Source organism: Nonomuraea sp. NPDC052634, assembly GCF_040678535.1.
Classification (GTDB): domain Bacteria; phylum Actinomycetota; class Actinomycetes; order Streptosporangiales; family Streptosporangiaceae; genus Nonomuraea; species Nonomuraea fastidiosa.
Genome location: NZ_JBFATY010000009.1, coordinates 125,315 through 142,711, shown reverse-complemented (window position 1 = coordinate 142,711; position 17,397 = coordinate 125,315). Strand labels below are relative to the sequence as shown.

At 70.3% G+C, this 17,397-nt stretch carries 19 protein-coding genes; 11 read left to right on the top strand and 8 right to left on the bottom strand.

Annotation, left to right across the window (positions count from 1 at the left end):
- Positions 1–108: 108 nt before the first annotated feature.
- The 4 genes from AB0K67_RS31100 to AB0K67_RS31085 form a co-directional block, all read right to left on the bottom strand.
- On the bottom strand, positions 109–1,527 hold the full coding sequence (locus tag AB0K67_RS31100) for a serine/threonine-protein kinase (RefSeq protein WP_364067416.1): 1,419 nt from the start codon (positions 1,525–1,527) through the stop codon (positions 109–111).
- 38 nt (positions 1,528–1,565) lie between these two features.
- Entirely contained in the window at positions 1,566–2,498 is a 933-nt protein-coding gene (locus AB0K67_RS31095; RefSeq protein WP_364067415.1) for a YihY/virulence factor BrkB family protein, read from the bottom strand.
- 64 nt (positions 2,499–2,562) lie between these two features.
- The gene (locus AB0K67_RS31090) at positions 2,563–2,937 is read right to left on the bottom strand and encodes a YccF domain-containing protein (protein ID WP_364067414.1); all 375 of its coding nucleotides are present in this window, start codon (positions 2,935–2,937) and stop codon (positions 2,563–2,565) included.
- A 54-nt stretch (positions 2,938–2,991) separates the two neighbouring features.
- A complete protein-coding gene (locus AB0K67_RS31085) occupies positions 2,992–3,774 on the bottom strand; it encodes a TIGR03084 family metal-binding protein (RefSeq protein WP_364067412.1) in 783 nt (260 codons plus the stop codon).
- 18 nt (positions 3,775–3,792) lie between these two features.
- Between AB0K67_RS31085 and AB0K67_RS31080 the strand changes: the two genes are divergently transcribed.
- The 5 genes from AB0K67_RS31080 (at position 3,793) to AB0K67_RS31060 (ending at position 7,528) form a co-directional block, all read left to right on the top strand.
- A complete protein-coding gene (locus tag AB0K67_RS31080; RefSeq protein ID WP_364067710.1) occupies positions 3,793–3,918 on the top strand; it encodes a hypothetical protein in 126 nt (41 codons plus the stop codon).
- 74 nt (positions 3,919–3,992) lie between these two features.
- Entirely contained in the window at positions 3,993–4,076 is an 84-nt protein-coding gene (locus tag AB0K67_RS31075) for a putative leader peptide (RefSeq protein ID WP_311132608.1), read from the top strand.
- A gap of 110 nt (positions 4,077–4,186) precedes the next feature.
- Positions 4,187–5,875 carry a nitrite/sulfite reductase gene (locus tag AB0K67_RS31070; protein WP_364067411.1) on the top strand — a complete coding sequence of 563 codons (1,689 nt, stop codon included), beginning with the start codon at positions 4,187–4,189 and terminating at the stop codon, positions 5,873–5,875.
- A gap of 166 nt (positions 5,876–6,041) precedes the next feature.
- A complete protein-coding gene (locus AB0K67_RS31065) occupies positions 6,042–6,770 on the top strand; it encodes a phosphoadenylyl-sulfate reductase (protein ID WP_364067410.1) in 729 nt (242 codons plus the stop codon).
- 59 nt (positions 6,771–6,829) lie between these two features.
- Complete coding sequence (locus AB0K67_RS31060; RefSeq protein ID WP_364067696.1) at positions 6,830–7,528, top strand: sirohydrochlorin chelatase; 699 nt, start codon at positions 6,830–6,832, stop codon at positions 7,526–7,528.
- Positions 7,529–7,607: 79 nt separating this feature from the next.
- Here AB0K67_RS31060 and AB0K67_RS31055 read toward each other — a convergent pair whose 3' ends face one another.
- On the bottom strand, positions 7,608–8,324 hold the full coding sequence (locus AB0K67_RS31055; protein WP_364067408.1) for a DUF1707 domain-containing protein: 717 nt from the start codon (positions 8,322–8,324) through the stop codon (positions 7,608–7,610).
- A gap of 184 nt (positions 8,325–8,508) precedes the next feature.
- Here AB0K67_RS31055 and AB0K67_RS31050 point away from each other — a divergent pair, with 184 nt between their 5' ends.
- On the top strand, positions 8,509–9,852 hold the full coding sequence (locus AB0K67_RS31050; RefSeq protein WP_364067407.1) for an ankyrin repeat domain-containing protein: 1,344 nt from the start codon (positions 8,509–8,511) through the stop codon (positions 9,850–9,852).
- 46 nt (positions 9,853–9,898) lie between these two features.
- Here the strand turns inward: AB0K67_RS31050 and AB0K67_RS31045 are convergent, their stop codons facing one another.
- The gene (locus tag AB0K67_RS31045) at positions 9,899–10,477 is read right to left on the bottom strand and encodes an HD domain-containing protein (RefSeq protein ID WP_364067406.1); all 579 of its coding nucleotides are present in this window, start codon (positions 10,475–10,477) and stop codon (positions 9,899–9,901) included.
- A 166-nt stretch (positions 10,478–10,643) separates the two neighbouring features.
- The gene (locus tag AB0K67_RS31040; RefSeq protein ID WP_364067404.1) at positions 10,644–11,291 is read right to left on the bottom strand and encodes a hypothetical protein; all 648 of its coding nucleotides are present in this window, start codon (positions 11,289–11,291) and stop codon (positions 10,644–10,646) included.
- A gap of 427 nt (positions 11,292–11,718) precedes the next feature.
- On the opposite strand from AB0K67_RS31040, the gene AB0K67_RS31035 reads away from it, so the two are divergent.
- Together AB0K67_RS31035 and glgX are read left to right on the top strand one after the other, a co-directional pair.
- Entirely contained in the window at positions 11,719–12,144 is a 426-nt protein-coding gene (locus AB0K67_RS31035) for an OsmC family peroxiredoxin (protein ID WP_364067403.1), read from the top strand.
- Positions 12,145–12,224: 80 nt separating this feature from the next.
- A complete protein-coding gene (gene glgX, locus AB0K67_RS31030; protein ID WP_364067402.1) occupies positions 12,225–14,357 on the top strand; it encodes a glycogen debranching protein GlgX in 2,133 nt (710 codons plus the stop codon).
- A gap of 152 nt (positions 14,358–14,509) precedes the next feature.
- Here glgX and AB0K67_RS31025 read toward each other — a convergent pair whose 3' ends face one another.
- A complete protein-coding gene (locus AB0K67_RS31025; protein WP_364067401.1) occupies positions 14,510–14,905 on the bottom strand; it encodes a hypothetical protein in 396 nt (131 codons plus the stop codon).
- A gap of 145 nt (positions 14,906–15,050) precedes the next feature.
- Between AB0K67_RS31025 and AB0K67_RS31020 the strand changes: the two genes are divergently transcribed.
- Genes AB0K67_RS31020 through AB0K67_RS31010 form a run of 3 tightly spaced genes read left to right on the top strand, consistent with a single transcriptional unit; the run spans position 15,051 to position 17,313 of the window.
- On the top strand, positions 15,051–15,776 hold the full coding sequence (locus AB0K67_RS31020; protein ID WP_364067399.1) for a pyrimidine reductase family protein: 726 nt from the start codon (positions 15,051–15,053) through the stop codon (positions 15,774–15,776).
- On the top strand, positions 15,769–16,926 hold the full coding sequence (locus tag AB0K67_RS31015) for an ATP-dependent DNA ligase (RefSeq protein WP_364067398.1): 1,158 nt from the start codon (positions 15,769–15,771) through the stop codon (positions 16,924–16,926). The genes AB0K67_RS31020 and AB0K67_RS31015 overlap by 8 nt, the downstream gene beginning before the upstream one ends.
- A 24-nt stretch (positions 16,927–16,950) precedes the next feature.
- Positions 16,951–17,313, top strand: a complete 363-nt coding sequence (locus AB0K67_RS31010; RefSeq protein WP_364067397.1) for a hypothetical protein — start codon at positions 16,951–16,953, stop codon at positions 17,311–17,313.
- Positions 17,314–17,397: the final 84 nt, after the last annotated feature.

Here is a 17,397-nt window from a genome sequence, read left to right as displayed (position 1 = left end):
GTGGTCGTTCCCACCTGATGCGCCAGTCGCGTCTCGCCCTAGACGATAGCGGATGTGGCAGGGGCCCATTTCCTGGTGATCAGCAGGCCGGCGCCCGCGGACGGCGAGTCACGCCTCCTCGACCGCCACGTGCTTGAACAGGCCGAAGAGCCTCAGGTTGACGTCCACGTGGTCGGCGTCGTCGGGCAGGCCCTCGAAGACGGCCCAGAGCTGGAGCTGGTCGCCTTGGCCGAACGGCGCGGCCGGGACGCTGGAGCAGCGGCATCTGCCCTCGTCGATCACCGGGAAGAGCGCGTCGCGCACGCCCGGCGGGACGATGCTCACCTGCGAGACCGTCTGGTCGAGGCCGCCTCTGCCGAGCTTGAGCGTGAACGGCGCGTTCTCGGTGCCGACGTTCTTGACCGTCCAGACGAGGCGGGCGGACGCGCCCTGACGTACCAGCGAGTCGATACTGACCTCGAACGTGGTGCCGAGCGCCTCGACCTTGCGGGTCGCCTCCGGCGTGCCGGGCACGGGTCCCTGCCGCTCCCAGGGGCGTACGGCGACGAGCGTGACGGCCGCGCCCATGACGGCGGCGACCACGCCGACGAGGAGCATCGGCCAGATCCGCCGCCGGGGGGCGGCGGAAACCCCGGGCGGCTGGGACGGCTGGGACGGCCCGGCCTGCGGCCGGGTGGCCGGGAGGACGACCGGCGTCCACGTCTCGGAGACGGCCTGGGTGGCGGCGGCCACCGGCACCTGCGCGCGGCCGAGCAGCGCGTCGATGAGCTGCTGGGCGGTCGGCCGGCGGGCCGGGTCCTTGTCCAGCGCCCGCTCGACCAGCGGCCGGACGCGCTCGTCGAGCCCGTCGAGCCGGGGCGCGTGGTTGATCACGCGGTAGATGACCTCGGGCACGCCTCCGGTGCCGAACGGCGGCCTGCCGGTGCCCGCGTACGCCACCAGCGAGCCCCAGGAGAAGATGTCGCTCGCGGGGGTCACGTGCTCGCCCCTGGCCTGCTCCGGCGACATGTACGCGGGCGTCCCCATCGACCTGGCGACGGTCGCCACCGCGCCGGAGGCGTCGGCGAGCTGCGCGATGCCGAAGTCGATGACGCGCGGCCCGAGCGGGCTGAGCAGCACGTTGGACGGCTTGAGGTCGCGGTGGACGACCCCGGCGGCGTGGATGGCGGCCAGGGCGGTGGCCACGCCGACGGCGAGCGCCTCCAGGTTCGCGCCGGTGAGCGGCGCGCGCGAGACCACGGCCGACAGATCAGGGCCTTCCACATATTCAGTGACGATGTAGGCGATGCCATCGTGGAACCCGGCGTCGAGCACGGGCGCGGTGCAGAACCTCGCGACCCGCCGCGCGGCCTCGCTCTCCTTGCCGAACCTGCGCCGGAACTCCTCCTGCCCGGCCAGGTCGGCGCGCATCATCTTGAGCGCGACCTGCCTGCCGGCAGGGTCGCAGGCGAGGTGCACGACGCCCATGCCGCCCTCGCCGAGCTTCTTCACCAAGGTGTAGGGACCGACCCGCTGTGGCGACTCCATCGAGGGGATTATTCCGGACACCCCCCGCGTAAGGAACGCTATTTGGCCCGGCTCATCCCGGGCCAGAGCCGGTCGACCTCGGCGTTGAGTATGGCGCCGATGAGCACGGCGAGCGCGGTGATGTAGAGCCACAGCAGCAGCGCGATGGGCGCGGCCAGGGAGCCGTACACGGAGACGGGCGAGAACCAGGCGGCCAGCACCTCGCGCAGCACGGCCGCGCAGACGATCCACAGGAACAGCGCCAGGATGGCGCCGGGCAGCTCGCGGTACCACTTCGTGCGCACGGGCACGCTGACGTGGTAGAGCACGGTCAGGAAGAGCACGGAGCCGACGATGACGACCGGCCAGTAGGCCACGTCGACCAGGACGCCGTAGTCCGCGGGCAGGGCGTCCTTGATGAGCGTGGGGCCGACGACGAGGATCGGCATGACGATGATGCCGATGATGAGGCCCACGACGTACAGGCCGAACGACATGAGGCGGGTGCGGATGATGCCGCGCTCCTCCCCCAGCCCGTACGCGACGGATATCAGGTCGACGTAGACGTACAGCGCCCGCGAGCCCGACCAGAGCGAGAGCAGGAAGCCCAGCGAGATGATGGACACCTTGCCGGCGTCGTCGCTGAGCACGTCGGTGATGAGCGGGTTGATGACCTTGTCGACGGCGTCGTCGGTGAACAGCAGCGCGGCCTGCTGGATGACCCAGGTCTTCACCTCTCCGACGACGCCGGGGCCGAGCCACGTGCCGAGCTTGCCCAGCACGCCGATCAGCCCCAGCACGAACGGGGGCAGCGACAGCAGCGCGAAGAAGGCCGCTTCACCGGCCAGACCGGTCACGCGGTAGGTGACGCCGGCATTCGTGGCGGCGCGCACGATCGCCCACGACTTGGTGTCGAGTACCCAGCTGAGCCTGGCCCTCGCGTGGGAGACGAGCCCTCGCTTGGGCCGGGGAGGGGCTTCAGTGGACGTCATGGCACCCAACGGTAATCAGCAGTGACTCTTCGCCACAGCTTACGTGCCGCGCCGAGCGCCTCGCCTAGCGGTCGTCGACAATGCGCGCGCCCAGCGGCAGGAGGGAGATGGGGACGAGCTTGAGATTGGCGATGCCCATGGGGATGCCGATGATGGAGATGAACAGCGGGATGGACGTCATCACGTGGCCGATGGCCAGCCAGATGCCCGCGAAGATGAGCCAGATGACGTTGCCGATCGTGGTGAACGCACCGGCATCGGGGTCGCGCACGACGGACCTTCCGAACGGCCACAGGGCGTACGCGGCGATCCGGAACGAGGCGATGCCGAACGGGATCGTGATGATGAGGATGTAGCAGATGATCCCGGCCAGCGCATAGCCCGCGGCCAACCAGATGCCTGCGAAGATGAGCCAGATGACGTTCAGAATTGTGCGCATGTTTACAGGATGTCATCGATCATGCCGTTCGCGTCATCCGGAATGACCCTGAACTCACCCTTGCTTGGGCGCGCGCCCCTTGCCAGGCGGCCCGGCGAACGCCTGGGCGATCTCCATCCAGGCCCTTGCGGGCTCGCCGATCAGCTCGAGGCCGGTGTCGGACAGGTGGGCGCGCTGGGTGACGGCCAGGCAGAAGCCGAGCAGCGTCCCGCGTACGGCGGAGGGCGCGGCATCGGGGCCCGCGGTCCAGGTGCCGCCGCCCGGCATCGTCAGCTCCACGCGTACGGGGTCGTCGGGCACGGGCAGGCCGCGTACGGCGAAGCTGTACGGCCTGGCGCGGTAGCCGAGCATGGCGACGTGCCGCAGCCGGTCGGTCGGCTCCCGTTCGACGCCGAGCGCGTCGGCGACGTCCTGGCCGTGCGCCCACGTCTCCATGAGCCGGGCGGTGACGAACGAGGCGGCCGACATCGGCGGCCCGAACCACGGCACCCGGTCCCGCGCGTCCAGCCCCTCGAACACCTCCAATGCGCGCGTCCGCGCCGTGCCGAACCAGGCGAGCAGTTCGGCGGGCGGGGTGCCGCGCGACTCGGCCACGAGGTCGTCCACCATGTCCGGCCCCGCGCCCGGGCCCGTGCCGGCGGCCAGCGCGGCGAAGGCATCGGGGTCGGTGGCGGCGAGCACGGCCGCGTCGTCGAACCACGCCAGATGGCTCACCTGGTCGCGCACCGCCCACCCCTCGGCGGGGGTCGGCCGCTCCCAGCCGTCGTCGTCCGCTGGCGGCAGCAGCGCGAGCAGCGCGCGGGTCTCGGCGCGCAGGTCACCGACGAGCTCGGCCATGAGGTTCATAATGCAAGCGTGATCTGCCAGAGCTGCAAGGACAAGCGCCACGAGGAATGCCCAGGCGGCTCGTGGTGCGACTGCCAGCACCGCGAGCAGGCGCTGCCGAAGGATTCGAAGCTCGCCTGGCCGCGCCAGGGCTGACGGGACGACAGGACACTATCCCACACTCTGGACCCCGTCTTGGACATCTCGGACAGCCAGAGTACTCTCGAACCATGCCAGCGGACCCCATGCTCGTCGGTCGACGCCACGTCGACCTTCAGCGTGTCCGCAGTGCCATCTGTTGCGACGCCCGTTAACCGACATTCGTTTTCCCGCTGAGCGCGTCGCACTCCTTTCTCACCAGCCCTGGGTCTCGATGACGAGCCCAGGAGGACGTTGCGCGCGCCCATGATCAGAAGGACGCGCAATGAGCACCCCTGCCAGCCGCACTCCTGCCAGCCGGCACCACAGACGCCCGCGCGGCGAAGGCCAGTGGGCTCTCGGTTACCGTGAGCCGCTCAACAAGAACGAAGAGAACAAGAAGAACGACGACGGGCTCAACGTCCGGCAACGGATCATCGACATCTACGCCAAGCGGGGCTTCGACTCGATCGACCCCGCCGACCTGCGCGGCCGCTTCCGCTGGTACGGCCTCTACACCCAGCGCAGGCCCGGCATCGACGGCGGCAAGACCGCCGTACTGGAGCCGGAGGAGCTGGACGACCGCTACTTCATGCTGCGCGTGCGCATCGACGGCGGCCAGCTCAACCTGGCCCAGCTGCGTACGATCGCCGACATCTCCAACGAGTACGCCCGCGGCACCGCCGACCTGACCGACCGCCAGAACATCCAGCTCCACTGGGTGGAGATCGAGTCGGTGCCCGACATCTGGGAGCGGCTGGAGGCCGTCGGGCTGTCCACCACCGAGGCGTGCGGCGACACCCCGCGCGTCATCATGGGCTGCCCGCTGGCCGGCATCGACGCCGACGAGGTCATCGACGCCAGCGACCAGATCAGGGACATCCACGACCGGGTGATCGGCAACCCGGCCTACTCCAACCTGCCGCGCAAGTTCAAGACCGCGCTGAGCGGCTGCCCCGCCCACTGCACGGTGCACGAGATCAACGACGTGGCGTTCGTGGGCGTGGTCAACGAGCGCGGCGAGGCGGGCTTCGACCTGTGGGTCGGCGGCGGGCTGTCCACCAACCCGATGCTGGCCAAGCGGCTCGGCGTGTTCGTCACCCCCGACAAGGTCGCCGACGTGCACGAAGGCGTCGTCGGCATCTTCCGCGACTACGGCTACCGGCGGCTGCGCCACCGCGCCAGGCTCAAGTTCCTGGTCAACGACTGGGGCACGGAGAAGTTCCGCCAGGTCCTGGAGACCGAATACCTCAAGGAGCCGCTGCCCGACGGGCCCGCGCCCGAGCAGCCGCGCGGCAGCCGCCGCGACCACGTCGGCGTCTTCCAGCAGAAGGACGGCAACTACTACGTGGGCTTCGCGCCCAAGGTGGGCCGGGTGGACGGCGACAAGCTGCGCGTCATCGCCGACATCGCCGAGCGGCACGGCTCCGACCGGGTGCGCACCACGGTCGAGCAGAAGATGGTCATCCTCGACATCGCGCCCGACAAGGTCGACTCCGTCGTGGCCGAGCTGGAGGCCAACGACCTGCAGGTCAACCCGTCCACGTTCCGCCGCCAGACGATGGCCTGCACCGGCATCGAGTACTGCAAGCTCGCCATCGTCGAGACCAAGACCACCGCGATGGACCTCATCGACGAGCTGGAGCGGCGGCTGCCCGACTTCGACCAGCCGCTGACCATCAACGTCAACGGCTGCCCCAACTCCTGCGCCCGCATCCAGGTCGCCGACATCGGGCTGAAGGGCCAGCTCGTCGTGGACGAGAACGGCGACCAGGTCGAGGGCTTCCAGATCCACCTGGGCGGCTCTCTCGGCGTGAACTCGGGCTTCGGCAGGAAGGTGCGCGGGCTGAAGACCACCGCCAAGGCGCTGCCCGACTACGTGACGCGCGTCGTGTCCAACTACGACAGCCAGAAGAAGGAAGGCGAGTCGTTCGCCGACTGGGTGCAGCGAGCAGACGAGGCCGACCTGAAATGACCGAACGAGCGGTTCCCTTCCACTGCCCCTACTGCGGTGACGAGGACCTTGAGCCGTACGAGCCCGCCGAGGGCGGTCGCGCCGGGTCCGGGACGGGCGGCGGCTGGTACTGCCGCGCCTGCGCTCGTGCCTTCAAGCTGAGTTTCCTGGGGATCGGAGTGAAGATATGACGCTCGTCGACGTGGAGATCGGGCTGAGAGAGCAGCGCGGCGTGCTCGACCTGCAGGGCATCGTGGAGTCCGCCGCCAAGTTCCTTGAGGACGCCCCCGCCCGCGAGGTCATCCGGTGGGCGGCGGCGACGTTCGGCGACCGGCTGTGCCTGACCTCCTCGATGAGCGACGCACTCCTCATCGACCTGGTGAGCAGGGTCAAGCCCGGCGTGGACGTGTTGTTCATCGACACCGGCTATCACTTCGCCGAGACCATCGGCACCCGTGACGCGGTGCGGCAGGTCTACGACGTCAACGTGATCGACGTCAAGCCGTCGCGCACGGTCGAGGAGCAGGACCGCGACCTCGGGCCGCGGCTGTTCGGGCGCAACCCTGATCTGTGCTGCTACCTGCGCAAGGTCGAGCCGCTGAACCGCGCGCTGGAGCCGTACCTGGCGTGGATCTCCGGCATCCGCCGCGACGAGTCGCCCAGCAGGGCCGGTGTGAAGGTCGTGGAGTGGGACGCCAAGCGGCAGATGGTGAAGGTCAACCCCATCGCCGGCTGGACGCAGGAGGACGTCGACAACTACATCGCCGACAACGGGGTGCTGATCAACCCGTTGCACTACGACAACTACCCCTCGATCGGCTGCGCGCCGTGCACGCGGCAGGTCGCCGAGGGAGAGGATCCGCGCAGCGGACGCTGGGCGGGCCTGGGGAAGGTCGAATGCGGCATTCACCTGTGATCCCCGGCGGGGGACCCGTCCCGTTGGCAGGCGGGACGGCCTCCGGCCGCGTGCCACTGGTGGCGGTGGCCCACGGATCGCGCGATCCGCGTGCCGCCGCCACCGTGGCCGCGTTGCTCGGCCAGGTGCCGCTGGACGTGCGAGTGGCCTACCTCGACCACTGCGCGCCGTCGCTGCAGCAGGCGCTGAGCGGGCTGCGCACGGCGGTGGTGCTGCCGCTGCTGCTCACCGAGGCCTACCACAGCCGGGTGGACCTGCCCGCGGCGCTCGCCGAGGCCCGCGGGCGCGACCCCCTGCTGCGGGTCGGCTACGGGCGCACGCTCGGCCCGCACCCGCTGCTGCTGCCCGCGCTCGAACGGCGGCTCGCCGAGGCGGGCGTGCCCGCGGGCGACCCCGGCACGGCGGTGGTGCTGGTGTCGGCGGGTTCCAGCGACGCCAGGGCCAACGCCGTGGTGGCGGAGACGGCGCGGGTGTGGCGGCGGTCCGGCTGGTGGACCGTGACGCCCGCGTACGCCTCGGCCGCCCGGCCCACCCCCGCGCAGGCGGTGGCCGCGCTCAAGCGGGCGGGGGCGCCGCGCGTGGTCGTGGCCCCGTACCTGCTGGCTCCGGGCTTCTTCGCCGACAAGGTGCGGCGCGAGACGCTGGAGGCGGGCGCGGACGCGGTGGCCGACGTGCTGGGAGCGGCGCCCGAGCTGGCGGAGGTGCTGCTCGAACGGTACGAGGACGCGCTGCGTCAGCCGGTGGCGCTGGCCGGCTGACCCTGCTACGGTGCCCGGCCGCTCACGGCGGCCGGCCGGGCCGGTGGCGCCGCCCCTTGACCGGGGCCTGCCGGGGCCGTCAGTAGCCGTAGTGGCGGCCGTCGCCGTCGCGAAGCTGCCTGCGCAGCTCGCGGGCCTCGGCGCGGACCTGGCGGCTGATCTCGCGCCAGTCCTCACCGTGCAGCTGCCGCCAGTGCTCGCGCCAGGCGGCGAAGCCGCGCTGCAGCGGCTTGACGTGCGAGTCGCCGACCACCTTGACGTCGCCCATCACCGCGTACGCCTGCACGCGCACCACGGGGACGTTCACGCCTGGCGCGGCCTGCGCGACCTTGACCTTCTTGTCGCCCATGACGGCGACGCCGTCGATGTCGACGTTCACGCCGTCGGGGACGATGATCTTCACGTCGCCCATCAGGGCGACGGCCATGATGTCCACCTGGTCGGTGCGGACCTCGGCCTCGCGCAGGTCGAGCACCACGTCGCCCATCACCGCGACGGCGCCGAGCTCCTGGTCGATGCGCCAGGTGCCGCGCCGCTTGGAGTCGCCCATGACGGCGACGAACCAGCGCCGCTTCTTGCCGCCCTGCCCTGCGGGTGCGGGCGGGCGCACGCCGCCTGACGGCAGGTCCTGGGTGAGCATGGCCAGCTCGGCGTGCGTTCGCGCGGTGTAGGCGGCCTCGGTGCGGTCGGTCAGCTCGGCCAGGGTGAGCCTGCCCTCGACCGAGGCGATGCGCAGCTGCTCGACGACGGCTTCGCGCTCGGCGTCCGACGCGCGCAGCTCCCCAGGATCAGTCATGTTCGCAACATATCGCGTTTCCGCCCGGGCGATCCTCCTCCCTGGGGAGGAATAACTTGATACCTCGAAACATGCATATTTCTGGTCAGACGTGAACCAACCGATGGGCGAGGCGCGTACCACGCCATGACACGGGACCCCGGTCTGGTCCGGGGCGCGGCCGGACCAGGCTAGGGTCCCTGTCATGCATGAGGAACAGCTCTACCGCGCGGCGTTGCACGGCGAGACCGAGACCGTCGGCAAGCTGCTCGCCAGCGGCGCCGATCCCAACAGGGCCAGCGAGGGCGAGGAAGGCGGCCTGCCGCTCTGCGCGGCCGCCGCCTGGGACCGCACCGAGGTGGCCACCGCGCTGCTGGAGGCCGGCGCCGAGGTCGACGGCCGCGAGGCGGGCGGCTGGACGGCGCTGCTGTGGGCCGCGGCCAACGGCAACGCCGCCGTCGCCAGGGTGCTGATCGAGGCGGGAGCCGACGTCGACGCCACCAACGGCGACGGCGACACCCCGCTCACCCTGGCCGCCAGGCGCGGCGCGCTGGGCGTCGTGCAGACGCTGCTGGAGGCGGGGGCCGACCACGAGAAGTACGACGGTGACGGCGACACGCCGCTGGAGATCGCCCTCGACTGGGTCGGCGTGCACCTGGAGAGCGCGCTGCTCGACCAGATCGAGCAGGAGGGCTGGGAGTACGTCGTCGCCCGCCAGTACGCCAAGGACGGCACCGAGCTGGTGACCGTGGCGGGGCGCTCGGCCGACGGCTCCGAGAGCGAGCAGGTGCAGGCTCAGCGCGGCCACGCCGCCATCGCGACCCTGCTGGAGGACGCGGCGGGCGTCCACACGCCGGTGGAGCAGCTCGTGGCGCGGGCCCTGGCGCACCGCGACGTGGACGAGGACGCCGAGACCTGGTGGATCGTGGCCGACACGCTGGCCAAGCGGGCCGACGACGAGACCTACGAGGCGCTGGCCAGGCTGTGCGTGAGCGAGGACGCCAGGGAGCGGGAGTTCGGCGTCGACGCCATCGCGCAGTTCGGGTTCTCCGACGGCGAGAAGCCGTACCTGGAAAGGACGCTGCCGCTGCTGCAGAAGATGGTCACGACCGAGAGCAACCCGCAGGTGCTGCGCTCGGTGCTGGCCGCGCTCGGCCACCAGGGCGACCCTCGCGCGCTGCCGTACGTGCTGGACATTATCGGACGCCCCGATCACAAGCGCACGATGACCGACGCCATCGCGCTGGCCGACGTGCTGCCGCCCGATCACGAGGAGGGGCTGGCGCTGCTGATCTCGATGACCGAGGACGACAACGCCGAGATCCGCGACTGGGCCACCGCCGGGCTCGCCGGGCTCGACGCCGACACGCCGCAGATCAGGGAGGCGCTGGCGGCCCGGCTGTCCGACTCCGACCTGCGCACGGTGGCCGAGGCCACCCGCGGGCTGGCCGTGCGCGGCGATGAGCGCGCCGCCCAGGGCGCCGCGCGGGTGCTGGCCGAGAGCGACGACGAGTACGCGAGGGACCTCGTCTCGGAGCAGCCTTCCTGAGCGCCCCTCCCCTGCCGCGCGCCCTGCTGAGGGCCCGCGTGTGCGGTCAGCCGCCGTTGAGCACGCGGGTCACCCAGTCCAGGGTCCCCGTGCTCAGCGCCTCCTCCGCCAGGCGCTTGCCCGTCGTCGTGGTGATCGCCGCGAGCGAGCTGTCGATCCAGCCCTGCACGTTCTGGTGACCCTGCTCGCGGTACTCCACGGCCTGGATGAGGCACTCCAGCTTGTCTGCGTCGCGCGCGCAGACGGCTTCGAGGCTGGCCTTCTCCTCGTATTCGGCCACCGCGTCGCGCAGCATGCCGGCCACCTCGGCGGGCACGCCGCGCACCTGGTCGGCGGTGACCTCCTCGTTGGGCGCCGGCTTGAGGTAGAGCTTGCCGACGTACGGGATGTCGGTGATGCGCGTTTCCTGAGTGTCGTGGAACAGGCTCATGAACGCGGCCCGCTCCGGGTTCGCCCCTTCGAGCCTGGCGATCACGGCGGCTATGACGGCCGCGCGGAACGAGTGCTCGGCGATGCTCTCGGGGTCGCGTACCCCGGCCACCAGCCAGCCCGTCCGCTTATAGCGTTTGAGCAGCCCGAACTCGTACAGCAGGTCGGCCAGACCGGTCGTGTCGTCACCCGCCATGGGGACCCCCTCTCGTCTCGTGCCGCCATCCGGAGGACGCCGCGTCCGGTTGTACGTCCGGTTGTGCGTCCGTTCGCGGCGTCCTCCGGTCAACTGGTCGAGGATTGGCAAGCCTACGTCGCCGCTCCCCGATCGCGGCGTCCGGCCCTGTGTCAGGCGCGCGTCGTCAGTCCCAGTCGCCGTCGCGCCAGTCGTTGCCCCAGTCGCTCCTCAGGCCGTTGCGCCAGCTGTCCCACGGCGCCCAGTCGTCGTAGCGCGGCTTCTCCTTGAAGATCGGCCGTTCCTTGATGGGCTTCACCGGCTTGACGGGCTTATACGGCTTGTACGGATTGTGCGGCTTGTATGGATTGTGCGGCTTGTGCGGTTTGACCGGCTTGAACTTGATCGGCTTGACCGGCTTGTGGGGCCGCTTCGGCGGCACCTGGGGCGGCTGCTCAGGCGGCTCCGGCTCTTCCTGCTCCGGCTCCTCGGGCCTCGGGGCCTCGCGGGCGGGCTCGTGCCGCCGGTCGTCGTGGCGGTGGCCGCGGAAGTGGTGCTCCTCGTGGAACTCGTGGTCGTGGTGGTGATGGTGGTGGTGTCCCCACCAGGGGCGGCCCCACCAGTACGGCCCGCAGCGCTTGCCGCACTTGAGCACCGGCTTCTCGCCGGAGGCGTGACCGGCGGCGACGGGGACGACGGGCGCGCCCGCGCTCGCTCCGGCGATCCCCTGGCCGAAGGGAAGGACCATGACGCCGGCCGCGGTGCCGGCCAGCGCGAGGGTGGCGAGACGCCGGCGCAGCGCTGGGCCATGTGGTTGATGCGATTGAACGTGCATTTCTTACCGCCCTGGGTAGAACGACCCGAAATCCAAGGCTCCGTTTATCGGAGCACTTGGACAGGGGCAGACGTACCCGTGCACAGAATCGCGTTTACCCGTACTGATCCAAACAACCCGTCAAATCCTTAAGGTTCGGCGAAGGGGTCGTTGTACCAGACTTTTGGGGGTTGGTAATCAAGTTTCGGGCGGCGATGCGGTAATAGGCGAACGCCCGCACCTTTTCCATTTACGGATAAGTGCGATGTGTGGAATTAGTCCAATTTCGCGGGCTTAAGGGGCAGAACGGGCGGGCGCGCGGCGCGCCTGGGGTCGCAGGCGCGCGGGCGTTCCCGGACGACGAGGAAGGAGCGGGATGACCCCGCCCCGCGAGATTCTTTCGCGTCGCGATAGTGTCGTCTTGCAGAACGCGACGGAGGGAACACGCATGGCCACCACGCGCACCGCCACAACACAGTGGAAAGGCGCCCTGCTCGACGGTTCGGGCACCGTCTCTCTCGACACGTCGGGCGTCGGCACGTTCGAGGTCTCGTGGCCGTCCAGGGCCGAGGCCGCCAATGGCAAGACCTCCCCCGAGGAGCTCATCGCCGCCGCGCACTCCTCCTGCTTCTCGATGGCGCTCGCGCACGGCCTCGCCGGGGCCGGCACGCCGCCCGAGTCGCTGCGCACCAGCGCCGACGTGACGTTCCAGCCGGGCGAGGGCATCACCGGGATCGTGCTGAACGTCCAGGGCCGGGTGCCCGGCCTCACCGCCGAGCAGTTCCAGCAGGCGGCCGAGAACGCCAAGGCCGGCTGCCCGGTCAGCAAGGCGCTCGCCGGCACCACGATCACGCTCAAGGCCGAGCTGCTCTGACCCCGGCCCGATCTTCTTACTGATTAGCGATCAGACCGTTGCGCGACCAAGAGCGCTCGCGCGTGCGACAATCGGGTCACATGCGTGAGGTCTGGCCGGGCGAGCCCTATCCACTCGGCGCCACCTGGGACGGCGTGGGCACAAGTTTCGCGGTGTTCTCCGAGGTCGCCGAGCGGGTCGAGCTGTGCCTGTTCCATGACGACGGCACCGAGGAGCGGATCGACCTGCCCGAGGTCGACGGTTTCGTCTGGCACGGCTACCTTCCTGGCATCCAGCCGGGGCAGCGCTACGGCTATCGCGTGCACGGCCCGTACGACCCGTCGCAGGGCCACCGGTGCAACCCCGCCAAGCTGCTGCTCGACCCCTACGCCAAGGCCATCGACGGCGAGCTGACCTGGAACCAGGCGCTGTTCCCCTACTACTTCACCGACCCGAGCCGGCGCAACACCGAGGACAGCGCGCCCTACATGCCGAAGAACGTCGTGATCAACCCGTTCTTCGAGTGGGGCAACGACCGGCCGCCGCGCATCCCGTACCACCAGACCGTGATCTACGAGGCCCACGTGCGCGGGCTGACGATGCGACACCCCGACGTGCCGCCCGACCTGCGGGGCACGTACGCGGGGGTCGGGCATCCGGCGATCATCGAGCACCTGCTGTCGCTGGGCGTGACGGCGGTCGAGCTCATGCCGGTGCACCACTACATCCCCGAGCACTTCCTGGTGGCCCGCGGGCTGACCAACTACTGGGGCTACAACACCATGGCCTACCTCGCCCCGCACAGCGGCTACTCCGGCTCCGGCACGCGGGGCGAGCAGGTGCTGGAGTTCAAGGCGATGGTGAAGGCGCTGCACGAGGCCGGCATCGAGGTCATCCTCGACGTGGTCTACAACCACACGGCCGAGGGCGACCACATGGGGCCGACGCTCGGGTTCAGAGGCATCGACAACGCCGCCTACTACCGCCTGCACGACGGCGACCGGCGCTACTACCTCGACTACACCGGGTGCGGAAACTCGCTCAACGTGCGCTCGCCGCACGCGCTGCAGCTCATCATGGACTCGCTGCGCTACTGGGTGCTGGAGATGCACGTCGACGGTTTCCGCTTCGACCTGGCGTCGGCGCTGGCCAGGGAGCTGCACGACGTCGACCGGCTGAGCGCGTTCTTCGACCTCATCCAGCAGGATCCGGTGATCTCGCAGGTCAAGCTCATCGCGGAGCCGTGGGACGTCGGGCCCGGTGGTTATCAGGTCGGAAACTTCCCGCCATTGTGGACGGAGTGGAACGGGAAATACCGCGACATCGTACGAGATTTCTGGCGGGGCACCCATTCCGCGCTGCCGGAGTTCGCCTCCCGCCTGACCGGCTCAGCCGACCTGTACGAGTCCTCCGGCCGCCGACCCGTCGCCTCCATCAACTTCGTCACCTGCCACGACGGCTTCACGCTCACCGACCTCGTCTCCTACGACCACAAGCACAACGAGGCCAACGGCGAGGACAACCGCGACGGCACCAACGACAACCGCTCCTGGAACTGCGGCGCCGAGGGCCCCGTGGAGGACCCCCAGATCGTCACCCTGCGCCGCCGCCAGCGCCGCAACTTCCTGGCCACGCTGTTCCTGTCGCAGGGCGTGCCGATGCTGTCCCACGGCGACGAGATCGGCCGCACCCAGCGGGGCAACAACAACGCCTACTGCCAGGACAACGAGCTCGCCTGGATCGACTGGTCCCACGTGCACACCGAGGCGGAGCTGCTGGAGTTCGTACGCGCGCTGTCGAAGCTGCGCCGCGAGCACCCCGTCTTCCAGCGGCGGCGCTTCTTCCACGGCCGCCATCCCGACGACGGCAGGCGCGACCTGGTGTGGCTGACGCCCGGCGGACGCGAGATGACGGCCGGCGACTGGCACATCAGCTACGCCAAGTCGCTCATGGTCTATCTGAACGGCGACGCCATCACCGAGCCGGGGCCCCGGGGCGAGCGCATCGTGGACGACTCGTTCCTGCTGCTCATCAACGCCCACCACGAGAACCTGTCGTTCACGCTGCCCGGCGAGGAGTTCGGCACCGGGTGGGTGCCGGTGCTCGACACCACCCACGACACGATCCAGGACGTCTACGAGGACGAGCGCTGGTCGGCGGGCGACGTGGTCGCGGTCACGGCGCGTTCGCTGCAGGTGCTGCGCCAGCCCCGCCAGAACGGTAAGCCGCTCTGAGCGGCGGGGCCGCTGTTCGGTCTCGGCGGGGGTGACGGCAGGTCAGGGCGGTGGCGCCGCCGGCGCCCCGGCGAGGTCAGAAGAACCGGGCAGCGCTGTAGGGCCCCGGCGAGGTCAGAAGAGCCGGGCGGCGTTGCCGGGCCCCGGCGAGGTCAGAAGGACCGGGCGGCGCTGGCGCTCAGGAACACGAGTGTGAACGCGGTGACGCCGGCCACGCCGTGCAGGGTCACGGCGAGCGCGGGGAAACCGCGCGCTGCCGTGGTGTGCCGGCCGGCGCCGAGCCAGCGGGTGAACATCACGAACCCCAGCAGCGCGGCGGCCGCCAGGCCGGCGAACGCGGCCCAGACCAGCGCCCGGTTGCCGGTGATCAGCCCGCCGGCCCAGCAGGCCAGCGCGGTCACGGCCAGCGCCGGATGTGAGACGACGAGCGCGGCGGGGAACCTGGTGACCTTCGCGCGCTTCAGCCCGCCGCCGGTGAGCCCGTATGACAGCAGGTAGATTCCGGCGATCGCGGCGATCGTCCACGCGACGGCGGTGGCCAGGCTCACGGCGTCCCCCTCTTCCTGTCAGCCCATCCCCTATGGGCACGTTAAGCAAAGAATTGGTAAGAAGTCCGCCGATTCACGAAAGTACTATCCTGTCCCGAATCCGGGCTCGGAGCCGATTGTCGGTGCGCTGTGCCAAGGTAGAGGGGTGCGGCGCATCTATCCCGACATTCAGGACAACCCAGACATTGCGCAGGCGTACGCGTACCCCGGCGACCGGCCGTGGCTGCGCGTCAACATGGTCGCGAGCGCCGACGGCGCCGCCTGGCTCCAAGGCCGGTCGGGGCCGCTGTCCAGCAAGGGCGACCGGCGCATCTTCCAGACGCTGCGCGGGCTGGCCGACGTGATCCTCGCGGGCGCCGCCACCGTGCGCAAGGAGGGCTACGGCCCGGTCCCGCCGCGCGACTGGTGGGCCGAGCACCGCGAGGGCAGGCCCGAGGTGCCGCCCATCGCCGTGATCAGCCGCGGCCTGGCGCTCGATCTCGACGGTGAGCTGTTCACCGACGCGCCGAGCCGCACCATCGTCATCACCTGCGAGGCCGCGCCGCAGGAGCGGCGCAGGCTGGCGGCCAAGTGCGCCGACCTGGTGGTGGCCGGTGACGCGAGCGTCGACATGCGGCTGGCCGTCACGGCGCTGCACGAGCGGGGTCTGACCCGCGTGCTGTGCGAGGGCGGCCCGCGCATCAACGCCCAGCTCTCCGCGCGCGGCCTGGTCGACGAGCTGTGCCTGACGATCAGCCCGATGCTGGTCGGCGGCGGCGCCGCCCGCATTCTCAACGGCGAGCCCGCGCAGGTCGGCCTCCGGCTCGAGCACGTGCTGGAGGAGGACGGCGTGCTCTTCTGCAGATACACAAGGGAGCGAAGCCATGAGTGACGAGCCGACCGCCGGGCCGGGTGGGGCCGAGGAAGAACCGCCGCCGGTGCCCGGCCTGCCGGTGCGGCCGCCCGTGCCGCCCATGCTGGCCAAGCCGGTCAAGGCCATGCCGGAGCAGGACGGCACGCTGTTCTACGAGCCGAAGTGGGACGGCTTCCGCTGCATCGTCTTCCGCGACGGCGACGAGGTCTATCTCGGCAGCCGCAACGAGCGGCCGTTCACGCGCTACTTCCCCGAGCTGGTCGAGGCGGCGCGGGCCGAGCTGCCCGACAAGGTCGTCATCGACGGCGAGATCGTGCTGCCCATGGGCAGCCAGCTCGACTTCGACGCGCTCCAGCAGCGCATCCACCCCGCCAAGTCGCGGGTGCAGATGCTGTCGGAGCGCACGCCCGCGCAGTTCGTCGCCTTCGACCTGCTGGCGCTGGGCGACGAGTCGCTGATGGAGCTGCCGTTCGCGGAGCGCAGGGCGCGACTCGAAACGCTCTTCCCCCAAAAGGGCGGCTCCATCAGGCTCACCCCGGTCACGAAAGACCAGGGGCAGGCGGGCGAGTGGTTCGAGATGTTCGAGGGCGCCGGGCTCGACGGCATCATCGTCAAGCCGGGCGACCAGCCGTACGTGCCCGACAAGCGCACGATGTTCAAGGTGAAGCACGAGCGCACGGCCGATGTCGTGGTGTGCGGCTACCGCGAGCACAAGTCGGGGCCCATCGTCGGTTCGCTGCTGCTCGGCCTCTACGGCGACGACGGGCGGCTGCACCACGTCGGGGTGGCGGCCTCGTTCCCGATGAAGCGCAGGGCCGAGCTGGTCGAGGAGCTCAAGCCGTACATCGCGGAGCTGAGCGAGCACCCGTGGGGCCACTGGGCCGAACAGGCGGCGGCCAACATCGGCCAGCCGGCGGCCGGGCCGTCCAGGGGCGGGCAGCGGGTGCCCGGCGCGGTGTCGCGGTGGAACGCCAAGAAGGACCTGTCGTTCATCCCGCTGCGGCCCGAGCTGGTGATCGAGGTGGCCTATGACCAGATGGAAGGCGACCGGTTCCGGCACACCGCGCAGTTCCGCCGCTGGCGTCCCGACCGCACCCCTGAGTCGTGCACGTACGAGCAGCTTGAGCGTCCGGTGCATTACAACCTTGAGGACATCCTTGTGCGCTAGCAGATATCTAGATATATCTCGAATATGACGACAGGGGATGAGCTCAAGGCCGCCGTGTCCGCACGCCGCGACCTCGGGCCCGAGTACGAAGACGCCGTCGTGGAGTCGTTCCTCGACAAGATGGGCCAGGAGATCGACCGGCGGGTGGACGAGCGCCTGAACCAGCTCCCACCCAACAGCCGGACTCCGGCCCGCCAGGGTCCGTCCGAAGGGCAGCGGCTCGCGCTCGCCATCGTGTCCGTCTCCCTGGGCACCGTGTCGACCGTCCTGTTCCTGCTGCTCGGGGAGGGCCGGATGACCGGGCTGATCCCGGTGTGGATCGGCATCCTCATCATCAACGCCATCTTCAACAGCCCCAGGAACAGAGGGGCCGGCCCGTCGGCGTGATCGCCCCGGAGGGAGCCGCAGGCGGCGACAAGCCACGAAAGACCGATTCTCTGCGGCAGGCCACCCTGGTGAAGCGATCGTGAA

Excerpts from the sequence above, each read along its gene's own strand:
- AB0K67_RS31100 (WP_364067416.1), bottom strand. The coding sequence starts at position 1,527 with ATGGAGTCGCCACAGCGGGTCGGTCCCTACACCTTGGTGAAGAAGCTC.
- AB0K67_RS31095 (WP_364067415.1), bottom strand. The coding sequence starts at position 2,498 with ATGACGTCCACTGAAGCCCCTCCCCGGCCCAAGCGAGGGCTCGTCTCC.
- AB0K67_RS31090 (WP_364067414.1), bottom strand. The coding sequence starts at position 2,937 with ATGCGCACAATTCTGAACGTCATCTGGCTCATCTTCGCAGGCATCTGG.
- AB0K67_RS31085 (WP_364067412.1), bottom strand. The coding sequence starts at position 3,774 with ATGGCCGAGCTCGTCGGTGACCTGCGCGCCGAGACCCGCGCGCTGCTC.
- AB0K67_RS31075 (WP_311132608.1), top strand. The coding sequence starts at position 3,993 with ATGCCAGCGGACCCCATGCTCGTCGGTCGACGCCACGTCGACCTTCAG.
- AB0K67_RS31070 (WP_364067411.1), top strand. The coding sequence starts at position 4,187 with ATGAGCACCCCTGCCAGCCGCACTCCTGCCAGCCGGCACCACAGACGC.
- AB0K67_RS31065 (WP_364067410.1), top strand. The coding sequence starts at position 6,042 with ATGACGCTCGTCGACGTGGAGATCGGGCTGAGAGAGCAGCGCGGCGTG.
- AB0K67_RS31055 (WP_364067408.1), bottom strand. The coding sequence starts at position 8,324 with ATGACTGATCCTGGGGAGCTGCGCGCGTCGGACGCCGAGCGCGAAGCC.
- AB0K67_RS31050 (WP_364067407.1), top strand. The coding sequence starts at position 8,509 with ATGCATGAGGAACAGCTCTACCGCGCGGCGTTGCACGGCGAGACCGAG.
- AB0K67_RS31045 (WP_364067406.1), bottom strand. The coding sequence starts at position 10,477 with ATGGCGGGTGACGACACGACCGGTCTGGCCGACCTGCTGTACGAGTTC.
- AB0K67_RS31040 (WP_364067404.1), bottom strand. The coding sequence starts at position 11,291 with ATGCACGTTCAATCGCATCAACCACATGGCCCAGCGCTGCGCCGGCGT.
- AB0K67_RS31035 (WP_364067403.1), top strand. The coding sequence starts at position 11,719 with ATGGCCACCACGCGCACCGCCACAACACAGTGGAAAGGCGCCCTGCTC.
- glgX (WP_364067402.1), top strand. The coding sequence starts at position 12,225 with ATGCGTGAGGTCTGGCCGGGCGAGCCCTATCCACTCGGCGCCACCTGG.
- AB0K67_RS31015 (WP_364067398.1), top strand. The coding sequence starts at position 15,769 with ATGAGTGACGAGCCGACCGCCGGGCCGGGTGGGGCCGAGGAAGAACCG.
- AB0K67_RS31010 (WP_364067397.1), top strand. The coding sequence starts at position 16,951 with ATGACGACAGGGGATGAGCTCAAGGCCGCCGTGTCCGCACGCCGCGAC.